Below are 18,981 nucleotides of genomic sequence, written 5' to 3'. Positions count from 1 at the left end.
GCTGTTCTCATGGAGGATTCTCCCCCTCAATCTGAATCTGAGTTGATTCTACCAGATACGTGGGGGTGAAGGCATTACAAAATCAGTCAAAGTCGAGGCTGAAATCAAAACTAAACAGCCTCAATTATAATAAGAGGGAGTATATCCCCGGATTTCATTCACCGGGTCTTCTACAGGGTCGATTCAAAAGCAAGGACCCCTGAGATGGGCATAACCATCGTCTCGGGTGCTGTCATTAAATTGCTGAAGCTGGAAAAGGTCTGCGAAAAATACGTTGACGATTGGGACAAACTACGTAGGCTTACGTATTTTGTATCCGCTTGATTGCGGGTATGATGATTATAGTCCTCCCAGGAAACCAAGGCAGTCTGAGCCAAGGCTGGATGCAGAGGCGGTGCTAACCGAGGCAGAACCCAAGTCTGGAATTTGAGGTAGTGGCAACCGAGGTGGGAATCAGAGTGCGGATGCCGCGGTAGCGCAAGTCAGAGCAGGAGTCCTAGGTAGAGCCAAAGCTACCTGGGGGGATTCGTTTTTCCTCCATCCCTACCGTTATCTTCTCTCACACCTGAGCATCATTATCCTTGGTCTCTGTCTTCTCGGCAACTTCGTCTTGAGGCAACACATTGTCTTGGTAGAATAGTTATGAGCAAAAGATAGAGGTGAAGCGTCATGGCAACAAAAGCATATGTTTTGGTGAAATGCGACGGAAGCATACTTCCTCAAGCGGTCAAAGCCATTCGCCAAACGCCAGCGGTGTTGGTTGCAGATGCGGTCATGGGCTCATACGATATAATTGTTATCTTGCAGGCTGCCGATACCGAAGACATAGCCAATATAGTCCTCTCTGACATTGATACTGTCCCTGGCGTGATGGACACTACCACCTATTTGGCTGTGTCGCTTGACTAGGGCATATGCCCAGCCTTGGCCCGGTCAAAAATCCCTACACATTCTGCCAGCAAAAACCCTCAAGGGCAGGGATTGTCTTGGGGACTAGAGAAGTTGGTCAAGTATCCCGGGACAACGGTGCCTTGTACAGCTTTAAGATAGCACAGAACGTCACTGACCTGGTGTAGCTCTGCACCATCTCCAGAGACTCTCATCTGCCAAGGTCTCTGATGGTCATGCTATCCACGCCTGACTTTCTCAGCAAGCTGGCGAAGGTTCGCCTAAAGACGTGTGGATTGCACTTGATACGTGTTACAGGCTGCACACGTTTGAGCATACTGGAGATGCCCCAACGATTCAAACCCCAGATATTCCCATCAACCATTAGCGAACACTGCCACCGACTACTTGGTGATTGACAAGAAGCGGCTTGGCATGTAAAATTCTAGCATTGAGTGCTGTTTGTGCAGGCTTTCCGCACAAACAGTCGTTTTAATGTGTAAAGCGGCTGGAGAGTTCTCCTTCGAGCCGGTTGGGCAGATGGCGAATTCCGGCAGTGCTCCGTTGAACGCCGGGACTTAAAGAGGCATCAACCATGAAAGGAGGCCCGCGCAAGAGAAATATCCCTTTCCATCTTTTCAGAGAGGTTTGGCTGGAAATCCAGCATGAGATGAATCTCAATATTTAGCAAAACATCAAAAGGAGGGATCTATGGGTTTCAAAGTTGCTCAATGTATAGACATGCCGGGAGTTAATTTTAAGGGAGAGCTGCTGGCGCCGCTGGGTCATACCCTGGTCAAAGGCACGTGGATGACGGAAGACCAGATCATCGAAAACGCGAAGGATTGCGATGCGGTAATGGGCGGGACTACAATTCAGCCGTTCAGCCGTCGTGTGCTTACAGCGTTGCCCAAGTGTCGTATCGTCGCCAGCGCTGGCGTCGGTTATGAAAAGGTTGATGTGGACGCGGCCACAGAGCTTGGCATAGTGGTCTGCAATGTTCCCGATTACGGTGTCGATGAAGTCTCCGGAATGGCAGTGACCATGATAATGGCTCTGGGTCGCAAGCTGATTCAGATGAACCAGGCGGCAAAGGAAAAGCAACTCAATACGCTTCGGGACCAAAAGGGCTTGATGGAGGTCCTTTATCCCGTGTTTCGGACGAACGCTGAGACCGTGGGCGTCATCGGTTGCGGTCGAATCGGTATGACTGCCGCTCTCAAGTGCCGTGGATTGGGCATGCGGGTTATCGGCTATGATCCCTACGTCTTCCCATCGGTCCTGAAGAGCCGCTATATCGAGCCAGTGAGCTTGGATACCCTCTTGAAAGAGTCGGACTATGTCACTGTGCATTGTCCTCACAACAGCGAGACCGAGGGCATGCTGGGCTACAATGAGTTCAAGAAGATGAAGAAGACCGCCTATTTCATCAATACTGCTCGCGGTCGTGTTGTGGATGAGCCCGCCCTTGTTAAGGCGCTCCAGGAAAAACTCATTGCCGGAGCTGGCCTTGATGTAACATGGGATGAGCCTATCAAGCCGGATTGCCCATTCATTAAGATGCCTAACGTTTATCTCACCGGCCACAGCGCGTGGTATTCCACTACTGCTCAGGAAGAGATGTACGGCAAGCCGGTTACCCAGGTCATTCAGGCCTTCGAAGGCAAGTTCCCTCTCTACGCGGTAAATCCCAAGGTAGAAGACAAGTGGATGGCCAAGTGGGGCAAGAAGAAGTAGTAGTCTCCATCTGACTACAAACCTAGAGGAACAAGGGGGCTGCCCAGGCCAAATGGGGCAGCCCTCTTCGTGAAACCGATAATTGCCTATGCTATACTGAAATCAGGATGGGTTACGCCGCTAAAGTGACCCGTCTCAGGAACAAACGCCTGAAGGAGATCGAAGCAGGTGAACATCATAGATGAGCTTATCAAAATCGTGGGCAAAGGAAGAGCATCGAATGACAAAACGATCCTCTATACCTACTCCAAAGACGTCTCCATCGTCGAGGGTATGCCGGATTATGTTGTCCGGCCGAAGACGACGGAAGAGGTTTCCGCAATCGTCAAACTGGCGGCCAAGAACAATATTCCCATTGTACCGAGGGGAGTCGGCAGCGGGATGGAAGGCGGAGTGGTTCCGGTCAAGGGCGGGATCGTCCTTGACATGCGCAACATGGATAATATCCTGGAGTTCGATACGGATAATCTCTATGTTGTGGTAGAGCCTGGCATCCTTCACGTCACGTTGGATTCCAAATTAGCGGAGCGCGGCTTTTTCTGGCCTCCGGCCCCGGCTTCCACCGACTTTGCTACTATCGGCGGAATGATCGGTACCAACGCCAGTGGCATGACCTGCCTCAAGTACGGCAACACCAGAAATTCAGTCCTCGGCCTGGAAGTGGTTCTGCCAGATGGTTCGGTTATTAAGACCGGTTCAAAAACGGTGAAGAGCGTCTCCGGCTATGACCTGACGGCTTTGATTGTGGGTGCAGAGGGCACCTTGGGAGTGGTGACCAAAGCTATCCTGAAGATACTTCCCAAACCCAAGTACAAGGCCACGGTTGTCGCTTATTTTGATGATCTGGACAAAGTCGGCGCGGCTGTGGTTGGCACCTTTGCCGCCGGCATCGTTCCAGCAGCCTGCGATGTGCTGGATAGATCGGGTATTCAAGCCGTCAATCAATACAAGCCTGAAATCGGTCTTCCCGATGTCGAAGCCATGCTCTTCTTCAATGTTGAAGGAAGTGCGGCCGCTGTAAAGGAAGAGACTGAGGTGGTAATCAATGTCTGCGAGAAGGCGGGCGCCGTCGAAGTGAAAACTGCGGCTAGCAAGGAAGAGGCGGATGCGCTCTGGGCAGGCAGGAAGTCAGTTGCCTCCGCCATATCCAGGCTCGATCCTAAGAAGGCTGGCCCGAACCTCGCCGATGACTATGGCGTTCCCCTGACAAAAATACCTGAGATGCTCAGAGAGCTGAGAAGGATCAGCGCGGAGACCAACATTCAGATTGCCACTTATGGCCATATCGGGGACGGTAATCTGCATTCCGGCATGGCTGTTAATATGTTGGACGAAGAGGAACTGGCGCGGGGGAAGAAGGCCGGCGACATGGTCCACGAGGCTGCGCTGAGGCTGGGAGGAACGGCAACGCCGGAACACGGAATCGGAGCATTCAAGATCAGATGGCTCATAGAAGAGCATCCCACTTCGTACCCGTGGATGCAGGCCATCAAGAAGGTCTTCGATCCACAGAATATTATGAACCCAGGAAAACTGTTCGAGGTCACATGAATAACGAGCAATTACTAATCGATATAACCAAGTGTTCCCGGTGCGGAAAGTGTGGAGCGATCTGTCCCATGTACAAAGAGACCGAGGGCTGGGATACCGACGTAGCCAGGGGGAGGGTGTTGCTGACGTGGGGTTTAGCCAGAGGGGACCTGGATGTCAATCAGGAACTTGTCGAGGCCATCTATCGATGCCCCACCTGCATGATGTGCGAGCAGCAATGTACCTCTGGCGTCAAGGTAACGGAGATCATCAGGAAAGCAAGGGAACTCCTCGTCGAAAAGGGTGCCGATATCCCGTTTTCCCACAAAGCAGCCTTCGATCTCATCTCCCGGATAACGCTGAGAGACGATTTGAAGCGGGATTGGACGGACCTGATCGAGGGCGATTTCGTGGACAAAGGCGAAATCGTCTATTTCGTCGGATCTCTCCCTTATATAGAGCCGGTGATGAATTTCGATATCGGGGCCAGGCGGATCATGTCCGGCGCGGTGAAGATACTCAACCATGCCGGGATTAAACCCGCCATAATACCGCAGCTGGCAGACAGCGGCCACGATGCGTTCTGGTCCGGCCAGACCGACCTTTTCAACGCTTTGCGAGAGAAGAACACCAAGCTCCTCAAAGGGGCTAAGGTGATCGTTACCACCTGCGCCGAGGATTACAGGACTCTATCGAAAGAATATTCCCTGCCTGCCAAGGTTTATCACATATCTCAGTATGTGAGAGACCTGATGAAGCAGGGCAAGCTGAGCTTTGAAAAAGGCACCGAAAAAGTAACTTACCATGATCCGTGCCGACTGGGCAGACACATGGGCGAGTTCGAGGCCCCGCGGGAAGTGCTCAAGCAGATTGCCGATTTCAAGGATATGCCGAGGCATGGCAAAGACGGCCCCTGTTGCGGCGTCGGCGCGTGGATGAACTGCAATGAGTTCTCGAAAGAGATTCGGCAGGATAGATTGATGGAAGCATCGCAGACGGCGGAGATCATGATCACCGCTTGCAGCAAGTGTGTTTCTCATTTCCGATGCTTCCTGGAAGAGCCCAATGAGAAAGAGAACCCGCCGACGGTCAAGGTGATGGATTTCACCGATTTCGTGGCGAGCAAGCTGAAGTAACTCCGGTAGGTATTAAATATGACAACATTAACTCCGTTTGAGGAAGCAGTACAAGTTATAGTGGAGGCCGGTGGCGAGCCGCTCCGGCTTTGTTATCAGTGCGGGCTCTGCACAGGAACTTGTCCCTGGAACATGGTCAGGAGTTTTCCCGTCCGCAAGATCATGGGCCAGTCGCAACTGGGCCTCATCGATTTCGAGTCCGAGGATAACTGGATGTGCACCAGTTGTCATGCTTGCGTCGACCGGTGTCCTCGCGGTGTGGAGATCATCGATGTGATGAGGGCTCTCCGCAGGGCGATGGTGGGAATGGGATTCGGACATGTTCCCAAATCGCTTGAAGTCACGCTGAAGAACATCGCCGCGATAGGCAACCCTTACGGTGAGTCGAAGGAAAAGCGGATGGCATGGACTAAAGGGCGGGATGTGAAGACCTTCTCCAAAGAGATGGATTTCCTCTTTTTTGCCTGTTGTTTCACTGCTTATGATGCCAAGATTCAGAGGGCGGCCCAGGCCGGAGCCGATGTCCTGAATGCGCTCAAGGCAAGCTATGGCGTGCTTGGCGCAGAGTTGAGCTGTTGCGGCGAAAGCGTGCGTAAGGCAGGAGATGAGTCTCTGATGCAGTCGCTCGCCAGGGACAATACCCAGGTCTTCACCGAGAAGGGCGTTAAAAAGATCGTCGTCAATTCTCCCCATTGCTATTACACCTTCAAGAACGAATACCCGGAGGTGGGCGGTAACTTCGAAGCGATACACATGACTCAGTATCTCGCCCAGATGATCGAGCAGGGCAAGCTCAAGTTTACTAAGAGCCTGAACAAGCGGGTCACCTATCACGATCCGTGCTATCTGGGTCGGCACAGTGGAATCTATGATGAGCCCAGAAAGGTTCTGAAGAGCATACCCGGGTTGGAACTGGTTGAGATGAAGGATAATCGCGAGCTGGCGCTGTGCTGTGGCGGCGGCGGTGGCAGGATATGGATGGAGACCAAGAAGGGAGAAAGGTTCTCCGATATTCGGCTCAATCAAGCTATCGAAACGGGCGCTGAGATTCTGGCGGTCGCCTGCCCGTATTGCATGAGCAATTTCGAGGATAGCCTTCTGTCTTCGGAGAAAGGCAGCGGCATAGAGATCAAGGACATTGCAGAATTAGCAAGAGAGGCCATTTAGGTCCAAGGGGTAAGTATGGCAGAGAAAACGGGTGTATATATTTGCCACTGCGGCGAGAATATCGCCGGCACAGTGGAGGTTGAAGAAGTAGCTAAATATGCTGCCGGGTTGGACTCGGTAGCCTCGGCGCAACACTACATGTATATGTGTTCCGAGCCTGGACAGGAGCTCATCCAGAAAGATATCAGGGAAAACGGAATCGATCGAGTGGTGGTGGCTTCCTGCTCGCCGCGGATGCACGAGCTGACTTTCCGCAATGCGTGCGCCAAGGCCGGGCTTAACCCTTATCTGTACGAGCAGGTAAACGTTCGGGAGCACTGCAGCTGGGTTCATACGGATAAGGAAGCGGCCACCCAAAAGGCCAAGGATTTGATCCGGGCCGGGGTAAGCAGGGTTCGTCTCCATGAACCTCTGGTGGTCAGAGAGGCCCCAGTGAACCCCAATACCCTTGTGGTAGGTGGCGGCATTGCGGGTATGACGGCAGCGCTCAAGATCGCGGCCTCCGGGAACAAAGTTTATCTGGTGGAGAAAGAGGCTTCCATCGGCGGCCACATGGCGCAGTTGGATGTCACCTTCCCGACCCTCGATTGCTCTGAGTGTACCATGACTCCAAGGATGACCGATGTGGGTTCCAGCCCGAACATCGAGCTCTTCAGCTGCAGCCAGGTGGAAGAAGTATCGGGCTACGTTGGGAATTTCAAGGCCAAGATCAAGAAAAAGGCTCGTTACGTCGATCTGAAGAAATGTACCTCCTGCGGGGATTGCACCAAGGGTTGCCCCGTGGATATTCCGAACGCTTTTAATGAGGGGATGAACACACGCAAGGCTATTTACAGGCCTTTTGCGCAGGCCATTCCCAACAAATTCCTTATCGATAAGAGAGAGACTCCGCCCTGCAAGCTTACTTGCCCGATTAACATGGATGTCCAGGGCTATCTGGCGCTGATCGCCGTGGGGAAATTCCAGGAAGCCTACCAGGTAATGAGGAGAACCAATCCTCTCCCGGCTATTTGCGGTCGCGTTTGCTATCATCCTTGCGAGACTGCGTGCAAGCGCGGATATGTGGATGATCCGCTGGCTATCGCTTCACTGAAGCGGTTCCTCTGCGATCAGGTGGATATCGATAAGATCGAAGTCCCCCAGATTCCCAAGAACGGCAAGAAGGTGGCCATCATCGGCAGCGGGCCGGGAGGACTGGCAGCCGCCAACGATCTGGCATTACTAGGATATGAACCAACGATATTTGAAGCCCTGCCTGAAGCGGGCGGAATGCTGCGCGTGGGAATTCCGGAGTATCGTCTGCCCAAGGATATCCTGGCCAAGGATATCGCTTACATTCAGAAGCTGGGAGTTGACATAAAAACAGGCGTTAAAGTCGGTGAGCAGGTCAAGATCGAAGATCTGAAACGCGATTACAAGGCGATACTGGTTGCCACCGGAGCCCACGGCAGCGTCAAGATGGGGGTTCCGGGCGAAGACTCCAAGGCCGTTATTACGGGCGTAGATTTCCTGCGGGAGATAAACCTGGGCAAGAAGGTCAAGGTGGGAGCCAAGGTGGCCGTGATCGGCGGAGGCAATACTGCTATCGACGCCGCTCGCGTGGCGCGCAGACTCGGGGCTTCAGTGACTCTGATCTACCGGCGCACCCGGGTGGAGATGCCCGCTAATGCAGGAGAGGTCAAGGGCGCAGAGGACGAGGGGATCGAGTTGATGTTCCTGGCCAATCCCGTCAAGATAGATGCTCAGCAGGGCAAGGCAGCCAAGATCGAATGCATTCGCATGAAGCTGGGCGAGCCCGATGCAAGCGGCAGGCCGCGGCCTGTTCCCATTAAGGGATCGGAGTTTACTATTGATGTGGACACGGTGATCACTGCGCTTGGGCAGACGTCCCATGTCAACTTTGCTGAGGCTCTGGGATTGAAGACAGCCAAGGGGAATGTTGTAGCCAATGATAATCTGGCGACTAACATTGAGGGCGTTTTCGCCGCCGGAGATGTAGTCACCGGACCGGCGATGGTTGTAGATGCAATAGCCGGCGGACAGAAAGCAGCCAAATCTATCGATGCCTACTTAAAGGGAGAAACCCCGGCTGTCGAAGAGAAAAAGGCCCCGCAGAAACTGGATGAGAAAGAGATCGCGGAACTCAAAAAAGAATTCCCCGTGCATGAGCGCGTTGAGATGCCGGAGCAGGCTTCGGCGGAGCGCATCAAGAGCTTCGGGGAAGTGGAACTGGGTTACTCCATTGAACAAGCCCAGGAAGAGGCCAAGCGGTGTCTTGCCTGCGGCGGCTGTTGCGATTGCCGCGAGTGTGCCAAGCTCTGCCAGGCCGGGGCGATCGACTATGACATGCCGGATGAGACCATCGAGGTGGAGGTTGGTTCTATCATCCTCTCTACCGGATTCGATGCCTTTGATCCTGCTCCAATTAAACAGTACGGCTACGGTCAGTATGAGAACGTTCTCACCGCGCTGGAGTTCGAAAGAATGTGCAGCGCAGGCGGGCCGACCGGTGGTGAGATACGGATGAAAGACGGCAGCACGCCGGAGAGTGTGGCTATCGTACACTGCGTCGGCAGCCGCGACAAGAACTATCACGAGTATTGCTCCCGTGTCTGCTGCATGTATGGCCTCAAAGATGCTCATCTGGTGAGACACAAGACGGACGCACAAGTATACGAGTTTTACATTGATATGCGCTGCTTTGGCGAGGGCTATGAAGAGTTCTACAAGCGCCTTTCCGAAGAGGGCGTCAAGTTTGTCCGCGGCAAAGTGGCCAAGGTCACGGACGAGGCTATCACAGATGAAGAGAAAGGGAAGCTGGTCGTTGTCGGCGATAACACGCTTCTGGGAGGCGTGATGAGAACGCCGGTGGATATGGTCATCCTTTGCCAGGCGCTCGAGCCGCGTTCGGATTCGGAGGACATCGTGAGGATGTTCAACATTTCCCGCCGGCCGGATGGCTTCTTCCAGGAAAAGCATCTCAAGCTCGATCCGATAGCCACCCCGACAGCCGGTGTCTTTGTGATAGGCTGCGCCGGAGGGCCAAAGGATATCACCGATACTGTCGGCCAAGCACTCGGCGGAGCCGGAGAGGCGCTGGCGATGATCAGTCGGGGATCGGTGACACTTGAGGCGGTGGTTTCGCATGCCGACGAGTCCATCTGTATCGGCTGCGGACGATGTGAAGATGTGTGCGAATATCACGCCCCGGAGATCGTTCTGAAAGACGGCAGAAAGATGCCGGTGTGCGTTGTCAACGAAGCGCTCTGTAAGGGATGCGGCAGTTGTGCTGTTGTCTGCCCTACAGGAGCTATGACTACCAGGCATTTCACCAGGGATGAGATCGGAGCCATGGTTGATGCCTTAGTGGAGGTATAGACTGGTGAAAGAAGGTTTTGAACCACGGATAATTGTGTTTGCTTGCAACTGGTGCTCTTACAGCGCTTCCGATGTGGCCGGAACCAGCCGCATGCGCTATCCGGCTAACGTGCGCGTGATTCGGGTGATGTGCAGCGGAATGGTGGATTTCACCTATGTGCTCAAGGCTTTGGAAGATGGCGCCGACGGCGTTTTGGTCGCCGGATGCCACATTGGGGATTGCCACTATACTTCCGGGAACGTCAGAGCGGAAAAGATGATAGCAAGGCTGAAAACCCTGCTGCACCGGCTGGGACTGGAAGACGACCGCTTGAGGCTGGAGTGGATCGGCGCCGGAGAGGGCCAGAAGTTCGCCAAGACCATGGAAGAGATGGTCAACCGCATCAAAGAGCTGGGGCCTTCTCCTCTGAGGGAGGGGAAGATCGAGCACGCCAAGAAAGCCCCGGTTAACGCTTAATCACTGCCGCGCAGCATAAGGAGCCCTTTCGGCCTCCCCTCTAAAAAGGGGGGCCGAAAGGGCTTAATTCTTCGTCACTCCGGTGAAGACCGGAGTCCATACTCGCAGTCTCCTCCAGCCTTAGATTCCGGCCTGCGCCGGAATGGCAAACCCGGTCTCACAGTAGTCAGTATCCTTTTCGCGCTTGGTGTATGGCAGCAGCGCCCAGCATGAAGCGCTTGAAACTGACTTCAGAGAAGCCAGCCTCCCGGATATTCTCCGCAAGCTCTTCGGCGCTATAGAATCGGCGCATGCTGTCTGAGAGATAGACGTAGGGGGCATCGGAGCCGGAGATGAGACGTCCCACCGGCCTCACGACCAGCTTCAGATAAAGATGAAAAAACCATCGGATGATGTTTGATTTCGGCTGGCTTGTCTCCAGCATAACCAGCCTTCCTCCCGGCTTCAGAACCCGGTTGAACTCGGCAAAACAGCTGAGCAGATTCTCTCTGCTGGTATTCAGATTCCGGGTGGCAAAGGCGATGGTCAGCACATCAAAAGAATTATCCTGAAAAGGCAAATGGCTGACATCTGCGAGGGTGAAATCGATCCGCTTTGACTCGGGCTTTTCTAATGCCTTGCTCATCATCGGGAGAGAGAAATCGGCCACCACTATCCGGGTGTTTTCCGGAGCAAGGTCAGAAAGGCGGGCCACCATCTCTCCGGTGCCGCCACAGGCATCAAGCCATGCCGATCCACCCCCTGAGGCGGCAGCCTTCGCTACCCTTCTGCGCCAGCGGATGTCCTGCCCGAAGGTCAGGAGGTGGTTGATGATCTCATAGTTGGCGGGGACGTCAATAAACAGGTCTTGAATGCTTTCGCTCATTGATATTCAATCGCGGGTTATGCAGAATTTAGAATGATTTCCTTCAGCGTCCGCTTTGGCACATGATGCACGTCCTGACTGTCACGCCAATAAGTTGTGTCTCCATCCGGCTTGGCGGATTCAATTACCACAGTTTCGGCAGGCTTGCCGAGAGCCAGCACCAGCAGGATTTCATGTTGCTCTGGAATGTTCAGCTCGGATCGGAGCTTTTGCCGATTCACTGAGGCCAGCATGCATCCCCCCAACCCCCGCTCTCTGGCCCCCAGCATGATGCTCTGGCTGGCGATGCCATGATCGCAACCAAAGTTGGTAGCCACCTTTGTATCGCCGAGCACGACGATATACGCCGATGGCCTTTCACCCTCAGCCGGACCTGCCCACTTCAGTGCCGCCGCCCAGGTGAGGGTATCGAAGATCAAGGCGTTGGTTTGAGGATCGCAGGAGAGAAAATACTTCAACGGCTGCAAATTTCGGGCTGAGGCTGAATGGCGAGCCAGATCAACCAGCTCCTCCAGCGTCTTGCGGCTTACAGTATAACTCTGGTCAAACCGGCGAAAGCTGCGGTTCCCCTTAATGAGATCATCGATCATGGCGGCCTCCTGAGGATAACCTCTCTTGATTCATTCTGCGATTGCCTGCCCGATTTGTCAATCGGAAGAGAGTGGTCATTGACAAGCAGCTTCGCTCCCATTATCCTCAACCATACCAGCAGATAACAAATCTTGGTTATGACAATCCACCTATGACCCCAGTCACAGATGAAAACAGACCCGGCGGTTAGATTCAAAGTGGGAATGCCATAAATAGCCTGTCAACAAAGAGATGCAGGATTCCTCCTGCCAGGGGTTTGGGGGTGTCCCCCAAAATACTCTAATTCCCCCAACGAGTGGGGGACAGGGGGTTGAGTCAGACGATTTCAGCCTAATCATAAGGGGTAATCTGAAGATGAAAGTTCTTGGAATAGCAGGAAGCCCCAGGCGGGGCGGAAACACCGACCTCTTGCTGGAACAGGTGCTGGCCGGAGCCAAGAGTGCCGACGCGGAAGTTGAAACCTTATCGATCTGCGAACTGAAGATTGCTCCTTGCCTTCATTGCGATGGCTGTCTGAAAGAGGGAAAGTGCATCATCGATGATGACATGCAGAAGGTGTATCCCAAACTGCGTGAGTGCGATCGGCTGGTGATTGCCTCCCCTATGTTTTTCATGGGGCTCACCGCGCAGACCAAAGCGATGATCGACCGTTGCCAGGCATTGTGGGCATTAAAGCAAGTCTTGAAGCAACCGGTGGCCCTCAACTCCGGGGGAGAACGGTGGGGTCTCTTTGTCTCCGCGGGAGGAACTGGATTTTCCACCCTCTTTCAATCAGCAATGCCCACGCTCAAGGCCTGGTTTGCTGTGCTCGATATCAAATCGGCCGGAGAACTGACCTTTGCTCGCGTAGATGAAAAGGGCGCTATCAGGAACCATCCCACTGCACTGAAAGATGCCTTTGAAGCCGGAAGGAAGCTGGTAACAGGGTAGTCAGGTCCTAGTGTTAACCCTGTTTACGCTACCACAGCGTCTTTCCATCCGTTTGGTGACAAACCATGAATCAAGATGAACGCATCGCAGACAAGCCGAACGAAAAGAGGATCGAAATCCCGATCCGGGGGATGACCTGTGCCACCTGCGCCCTCAACATCGAGAAGGGGCTCTCCAGGCTGGAAGGCGTCAAGAAGGCGGCCGTCAACTTTGCCAACGAAAAAGCGGCCGTCAGCTACGATCCAGAGAAGACCGATCCCCACCGGATGATCGATGCCATCAAAGACCTGGGATACGAGGCTCGGCTGGAAAAGGTGACCATCCCGGTGCAGGGAATGACCTGTGCTGCCTGCGTGCGCAGGGTGGAGAACGCCCTTCGCAGTCTCGACGGCGTGGTTTCGGCCAATGTCAATTTCGCCACAGAGAGAGCTACAGCGGAATTCATCCCCTCCCGGGTCACCGTGGGTGACCTCAAGCGGGCGATCACCGATGCCGGATACACTCCCCTGGATTTACCTTCAGAGGAACAAGCCCGCGATACCGAGAAGGAAGCCCGCGACGCCGAATATGGCGCATTGAAGCTTCGGTTTATTGTCAGTGCTGTCCTTGCCACCCTTATAATGATCGGGAGTATGCATGAGCACATTCCTCTGCTTGCGGACATCTCGATGCGCACCATGTTCTACTCTCTGTTTGTTCTGACGCTTCCGGTGCAGTTCTGGTGCGGCCTGCGCTTCTATCGCGGATTCTGGTCGGCTCTGAAACACAAAACATCCGATATGAACACCCTGATCGCGGTAGGCACATCGGCCGCCTTTTCCTATAGCTTCATCGTGACCTTCTTCCCCGGCCTTGTCGTGACGCCGGGTGAAAACCCAATGGTCTACTATGACACTGCCGCGATGATCATCACTCTGATCCTGTTCGGCAGACTGCTGGAGGCCAAGGCAAAAAGCCAGACCTCGGATTCGATCAAGAAGCTGATGGGGCTCAAACCGAAGACGGCGCGAGTGATTCGCGATGGCCAGGAGATCGACATACCAGTGGAAGAAGTTCGTAAAGGCGATCTGATACTGGTGCGTCCGGGGGAAAAGATACCGGTCGATGGCGTCATCCGGGAAGGCAGTTCGGCGGTCGATGAATCGATGATCACCGGCGAGAGCCTTCCGGTGGAAAAGAATGCGGGAGATGAGGTCATCGGCGCTACGATCAACAAGATGGGTAGCTTCAAATTCGAGGCCACCAAGGTAGGCCGGGAAACCACGCTGGCCCAGATCATCCGGCTGATCGAGGAGGCCCAGGGGTCGAAGGCTCCCATCCAGCGGCTGGCCGATAAAGTGGCCAGCGTCTTCGTTCCGACAGTCATTTCCATCGCCATTCTGACGTTTCTGATATGGTTCCTGATCGGCGGAGAGACATTCGTCTTTGCTCTGCTGACATTTGTGGCCGTGCTCATCATCGCCTGTCCGTGCGCGTTGGGACTGGCAACGCCGACGGCCATTATGGTTGGGACGGGAAAAGGAGCCGAGCTGGGCATTTTGATCAAGGGCGGAGAAAGTCTGGAAACCGCTCACCGGATCGATACCATCGTCTTTGACAAGACCGGAACTTTGACCAAAGGCGAGCCGATGGTGACGGATATCCTTTCGGTCAATGGGCTGAGCGACAAAGAGATTCTGGTCCTGGCAGCCTCGGTGGAGCGCAATTCGGAGCACCCGCTGGGCGCAGCGATGGTGACCCGGGCCCGATCGGAAGGATTGGAATTGAAAGAGCCACAGGACTTCGAAGCCATCGCTGGAAAAGGAGTTCGGGCTCGCGTGGAAGGAAAATCCGTTCTGCTGGGCAATCCGCAAATGATGCAAGAGGAAGGAATCGATATCGGCAATGCTACCCAACAGGTGGAGTCGCTATCCATGGATGGCAAAACGCCTATGCTGCTGGCCTCTGATGGGAGTCTGGCCGGGATTATTGCCGTGGCCGATACGCTCAAAGATCACTCGGTGGAGGCAGTTCGGAAGCTTCACGATTTGGGGCTCGAAGTGATCATGCTCAGCGGGGATAACCTGCGCACGGCTCAGGCGATTGCCGCCAGAGCGGGAATCGAGAGCGTTCTGGCGGAAGTTATGCCGGGTGAAAAGGCTGCGGAAATCAAAAGACTCCAGGAAGAAGGCAAGGTGGTGGCGATGGTCGGGGATGGGATCAACGATGCCCCTGCCCTGGCTCAGGCGGATATCGGCATCGCTATCGGCACCGGCACCGATGTGGCCATAGAAGCCTCCGATATCACCCTGATCACCGGCGACCTGCGAGGCGTGGTCACTGCCATCGATCTGAGCCAGCGGACCATGCGAACCATCAAACAGAACCTCTTCTGGGCGTTCTTCTATAACTCGGTGGGCATCCCGATTGCCGCCGGTATTCTCTATCCTTTCTGGGGCATTCTTCTCAGCCCGATCTTTGCCTCGGCAGCCATGGCCGCCAGTTCGGTTTCAGTGGTGACCAATTCGCTTCGGCTGAGACGCTTCTCCTAAACCGGACAGGTCAACGATTTGCTATTTACAATATGTTGTCCGCGCAGGGGCGGCAGCCCAAAAGCGCGCTTGTAGCTCTTCAGATTCATCAACGCCTCATGCCCGATCACTCCCGGGATCTGGCCCAATTGGTTCTCCATGAAGTCATACACCTCAGTCCGATCTTTGAACACCGCTGCGATGCCCAGTTCATACATTCCCGTGAGCATGATGACCTGCGTCACATTCGGATAGCCGCAGAGGGTTTGGGCAACTTCATGAATCTGAGAAGGATCGACTTTCAGTTTTACCGTTATCCATATCTTGTAGCCCAGAGCAGAAAGGTCCGGCACACTGACAATTCGAATAATCCCTTTTTCCAGGAGCGCTTGCAGTCTCTTGCTCACTGTTAACCGGTTTGTTCTCAGCTTCTGGGCCAGTTCGGAAATGGTTTCCCGGGGATGCAATTCCAATTCCCCGATCAAGGCTTTCTCAAACTCGTCCAGATGGTTTTTGCCGGGATGGCGCTGGATGATATGGCCATTGGCCACCAGACAGGACCAATCGTTTTTGAAGATTTCGAGGATGATCATAGAATCGATATTGGTGATCTCTTTAATGGCACCCAGGTCTGTGGAGACAAATCCGCCCAGATCTTCAAGGCCTTCGATGGACATCGATACCAGCAAATCATAATGGCCCAGGGTGGCGGAAACCATTTTGGAGTAATCCAGGGAGGCGATCCGGGTGGCTACCGCATCCACTTTTCCCGGGCGGATATTTATCCCCAGCAATACCAGGGTCAGGTATCCCAGGGTTTTGTGATCAGCGATGGTGACGAATGAAATGATCCCTTCATCGAGGAGGTATCGTAATCGCCGCTGTACTGTGGTATGGCTGGTGCCCAGCTTGGCCGCGAGTTCCTTGGCACTTCTTCTGGCATCGACTTCCAGTTCACTAATGATCATCCGATCCAGTTCATCCAGGGGCTTTTTTGCGGTTTTCTCACTCATTTCTTATTCCTGTGAAATTATTTGCGCTCTTCAGTATCACTCCAATCCCGATGGAGCTTGGACCTGCAAAGTCATCAACCATCAGTCTGTAAAGCGTATTCGGTGACGCTCTACTCACACACAGGGAACTGCCTCCTCCATATCGAGGCAGTTCCCTGTGCGAAAAAAGGGGTGCGGATTCAAACACTCAGCCGTGCAGGATTCATCCCATATCTCAATATTGTTCAGATCCTCAAGCCTGGGCTGTTTCTTTGACGTTCTCTGTTCCTTCACGCCATAGATCGAAGGTGACCACAATGGCCGGCAGCACCACCAGCGTGCTGATGATGCACATAGCCATATCGATGACGGTGAGCGTGCCGAAATCGGCAATGATGGGGAAGTCAAAGGCAAATATCATCGAGCCGAATCCAATGATCACCATCAACCCGGAGATAACGATGGCGCGTCCGATCTTGGTCTGGGCAATGCTCATAGATTTAATGGGGCTCGTGCCCTTGTCCCGCTCTTCATAATAGCGCATCAGCAGCAGAATGGTGAATTCGGTGCCGATACCCAGGATCAGAGCGGTCATGGTCGCCATGACAGGATTGACCTTTATATCCATCAACCACGTCAGGCCGTTCGACCATCCAAGGATCAATCCGATAGGAAGGGCAGCAGTGATAACCCTTTTCCAGTTAAGCCGGAACATGACCAGCAGGGCGATCAGACAGAGGCCGATTCCCCAAAACGTCATCTTTTCGCGGCTGTCGGCCAGGTCATCGGCGACTGTGGTGGACATGGAGATCGTGCCTGTCCAGGCAATATACTGGGTCGCGCCGGGAGGTGGTGTGTTTGGGCCGAAAATATCCGTCAACTCATCCCTCCCGACATAGTAGGACTCCTGATCGTAGGTTTGCAGACCGGTCGCAATGTTGGCCTTTGTGAAGTCCGGAGAGATGAAGTTTTTCTTCAGCGGCTCAGGGATCATATTCACGATGGCCTTGGCCTGTTCAGCAGTAGCCGGTAACTTTCCGCCGCTGAAATTCATGATCAGGTCAGCGATTGAGGTTTGCCCGTTGACAGTGCCTTTCCCTTCCGCTCTCCCGTACGTGGACAATGCGTATTGCTTGCGCTCAACCATCCACTGAAGCACCTTGGGATCGGTTGCGTCCGGAACTTCAATAAATGACATCGAAGCGGACGCCCCATTAGCCAGATCGACCATGTGTTTGAAATCTTTGGTAACTTGCACGTTACCGCCCACGAAATCCGTGGCTACGGCCGTAGTCTTGATCTTCCCTTCTACGGCCCATCCCAGTCCTGTCAGTATGACGCCGATGATAATAATGGGGATGGCATATTTGACCACCCTGGGCGCAAGATGTCCCAGCCATCTTTCCAGAACAGGGGGGACAACGTCTTTATCTGCTTTGGCCGGCTTATTCCGATCTCGACGATACAAGCTGGCCATGAGAATAGTAGGCGCAACAATCAGAAGAATGAGCGCACCGATGATCAGCATCCAGCCGAAATCCTGAACCATCGGAGTCTTGGAGAGGAGAGCCGTGGCGAAGCCCACACAACCGACGACCACAGCCATGATAATGGGCGGCCCGATATGGGTGAAGGCTGCCAATCCCGCTTCGTCGGCGGTCTTCCCGTTTCTCTGTTCCTCATCGTAGCGGTTATGGAATTGGACCACATAGTCCACTCCCAAACCCAGTAAGATGGGGAAAGCGCCCACGGAAGCCAGGGCGATATTGAGATCGACGATGCCCATGATTCCGAACGTATAGACGAGGCCGATGCCTACCACGCCGAGAGCCAGAAACCGCCATGCGAAGAAGCCGCGCATCTTGAAGAAGAAGAGCAGTATCAGGAACATCAATACAAAGGCGATTATCATGATGACGGTCAAGGCGCCGGCAATCTCAGTATTGGCATAGTCGATGACAGAGGACACCCCGGTAACGGTGATCTTCACGTCCGGTGAGAAACCCGCTTCGGCGGCAGCCTTTTTCATGCCCGCATCGAGATCAGCCTTATCCTCAAGCTTGAGGTCTCCTTTGAGGTTTACGATCAGACGCATGGCATCCGGATTGAAGAAGAAGCTGCTGAACGTGGTCCGCATCTTGCCGGTGGCAGGATCGTAAATCAGATCATCCGGGGCAGCATTCGGCGTGCCCATCATTTGCTTCATGAACTCGACCATGAATGCAGGGCTGGACACGTTGAACGCGTTAGGGAGCGCTCTTATCTCGCCCTCCATTTTCTTGAGGGCAGCGAAGTTCTGCTCATTAACCAAGACGTCATGGGGAGCCTCCATGATCACCAGCTCATTTTCGCTGGCAAAGTACTTGTCGAATTCCACCATCTCCTTGTACCCCTGAGAGTCTTTCCTCATTATGGTGGTATAGTCGGAACCAAACGACACTTTTGTGGCCAATATCCCCGCCGGAATCAATAATACTAGAGCCACTATAATCCATATAATCGGCTTGCTCCGGATCAGTCCAAACCAGGCTCCGCTTATTTTCTCTAACACTTTCTCCTCCTTTCGCAGTGTTCAGTTGCCGGTATTTGCCAAGAGAGACACTTGTTAGTGACGCCGGCTTAGGATTAGAACGATTACGTCATAGTTCCTCCTTTCTTTTGGCACTATATGTACGCCATAGATTATCGTATACGATACATGTGAGACTAAAAACACACGCTCTTTCTTGCATTAAGAACAGCAACTCGAGTTTCGGCATGCTAGCCGAACTCCTTACCATGGCAATCTGACTGAGAGGTC

The 18,981-nt window shown here is 53.7% G+C and carries 13 protein-coding genes; 9 read left to right on the top strand and 4 right to left on the bottom strand.

Features of this window, described 5'->3' with window-relative positions; genetic code table 11:
* Nucleotides 1-669 precede the first annotated feature (669 nt).
* The 7 genes from PHV74_03800 (at nucleotide 670) to PHV74_03770 (ending at nucleotide 10,293) form a co-directional block, all read left to right on the top strand.
* On the top strand, nucleotides 670-909 hold the full coding sequence (locus tag PHV74_03800) for an Lrp/AsnC ligand binding domain-containing protein (protein MDD5093490.1): 240 nt from the start codon (nucleotides 670-672) through the stop codon (nucleotides 907-909).
* A 690-nt stretch (nucleotides 910-1,599) separates the two neighbouring features.
* On the top strand, nucleotides 1,600-2,625 hold the full coding sequence (locus PHV74_03795; protein ID MDD5093489.1) for a C-terminal binding protein: 1,026 nt from the start codon (nucleotides 1,600-1,602) through the stop codon (nucleotides 2,623-2,625).
* A 168-nt stretch (nucleotides 2,626-2,793) separates the two neighbouring features.
* On the top strand, nucleotides 2,794-4,176 hold the full coding sequence (locus PHV74_03790; GenBank protein MDD5093488.1) for an FAD-linked oxidase C-terminal domain-containing protein: 1,383 nt from the start codon (nucleotides 2,794-2,796) through the stop codon (nucleotides 4,174-4,176).
* Complete coding sequence (locus tag PHV74_03785) at nucleotides 4,173-5,291, top strand: (Fe-S)-binding protein (GenBank protein ID MDD5093487.1); 1,119 nt, start codon at nucleotides 4,173-4,175, stop codon at nucleotides 5,289-5,291. The genes PHV74_03790 and PHV74_03785 overlap by 4 nt, the downstream gene beginning before the upstream one ends.
* Before the next feature lie 18 nt (nucleotides 5,292-5,309).
* Nucleotides 5,310-6,458, top strand: coding sequence for a (Fe-S)-binding protein (locus PHV74_03780; GenBank protein MDD5093486.1), 1,149 nt, complete (start codon nucleotides 5,310-5,312; stop codon nucleotides 6,456-6,458).
* A gap of 15 nt (nucleotides 6,459-6,473) precedes the next feature.
* A complete protein-coding gene (locus tag PHV74_03775) occupies nucleotides 6,474-9,836 on the top strand; it encodes an NAD(P)-binding protein (protein MDD5093485.1) in 3,363 nt (1,120 codons plus the stop codon).
* A gap of 1 nt (nucleotide 9,837) precedes the next feature.
* Entirely contained in the window at nucleotides 9,838-10,293 is a 456-nt protein-coding gene (locus PHV74_03770) for a hydrogenase iron-sulfur subunit (GenBank protein ID MDD5093484.1), read from the top strand.
* 166 nt (nucleotides 10,294-10,459) lie between these two features.
* Here the strand turns inward: PHV74_03770 and PHV74_03765 are convergent, their stop codons facing one another.
* Nucleotides 10,460-11,158, bottom strand: coding sequence for a ubiquinone/menaquinone biosynthesis methyltransferase (locus tag PHV74_03765; GenBank protein ID MDD5093483.1), 699 nt, complete (start codon nucleotides 11,156-11,158; stop codon nucleotides 10,460-10,462).
* A gap of 17 nt (nucleotides 11,159-11,175) precedes the next feature.
* The gene (locus PHV74_03760; GenBank protein MDD5093482.1) at nucleotides 11,176-11,748 is read right to left on the bottom strand and encodes a nitroreductase family protein; all 573 of its coding nucleotides are present in this window, start codon (nucleotides 11,746-11,748) and stop codon (nucleotides 11,176-11,178) included.
* Nucleotides 11,749-12,103: 355 nt separating this feature from the next.
* On the opposite strand from PHV74_03760, the gene PHV74_03755 reads away from it, so the two are divergent.
* Nucleotides 12,104-12,679, top strand: a complete 576-nt coding sequence (locus tag PHV74_03755) for a flavodoxin family protein (GenBank protein ID MDD5093481.1) — start codon at nucleotides 12,104-12,106, stop codon at nucleotides 12,677-12,679.
* Between the two features lie 65 nt (nucleotides 12,680-12,744).
* Nucleotides 12,745-15,210, top strand: a complete 2,466-nt coding sequence (locus PHV74_03750) for a heavy metal translocating P-type ATPase (protein ID MDD5093480.1) — start codon at nucleotides 12,745-12,747, stop codon at nucleotides 15,208-15,210.
* Here the strand turns inward: PHV74_03750 and PHV74_03745 are convergent.
* Nucleotides 15,207-16,202, bottom strand: coding sequence for an Lrp/AsnC family transcriptional regulator (locus tag PHV74_03745; GenBank protein ID MDD5093479.1), 996 nt, complete (start codon nucleotides 16,200-16,202; stop codon nucleotides 15,207-15,209). The genes PHV74_03750 and PHV74_03745 overlap by 4 nt on opposite strands.
* 232 nt (nucleotides 16,203-16,434) lie before the next feature.
* Nucleotides 16,435-18,732, bottom strand: a complete 2,298-nt coding sequence (locus PHV74_03740; GenBank protein ID MDD5093478.1) for a hydrophobe/amphiphile efflux-3 (HAE3) family transporter — start codon at nucleotides 18,730-18,732, stop codon at nucleotides 16,435-16,437.
* Nucleotides 18,733-18,981: the final 249 nt, after the last annotated feature.

The sequence above is a fragment of the Dehalococcoidia bacterium genome (assembly GCA_028711995.1).
GTDB lineage: Bacteria > Chloroflexota > Dehalococcoidia > SZUA-161 > SpSt-899 > JAQTRE01.
This window is presented reverse-complemented; position numbering and strand designations above follow the sequence as displayed.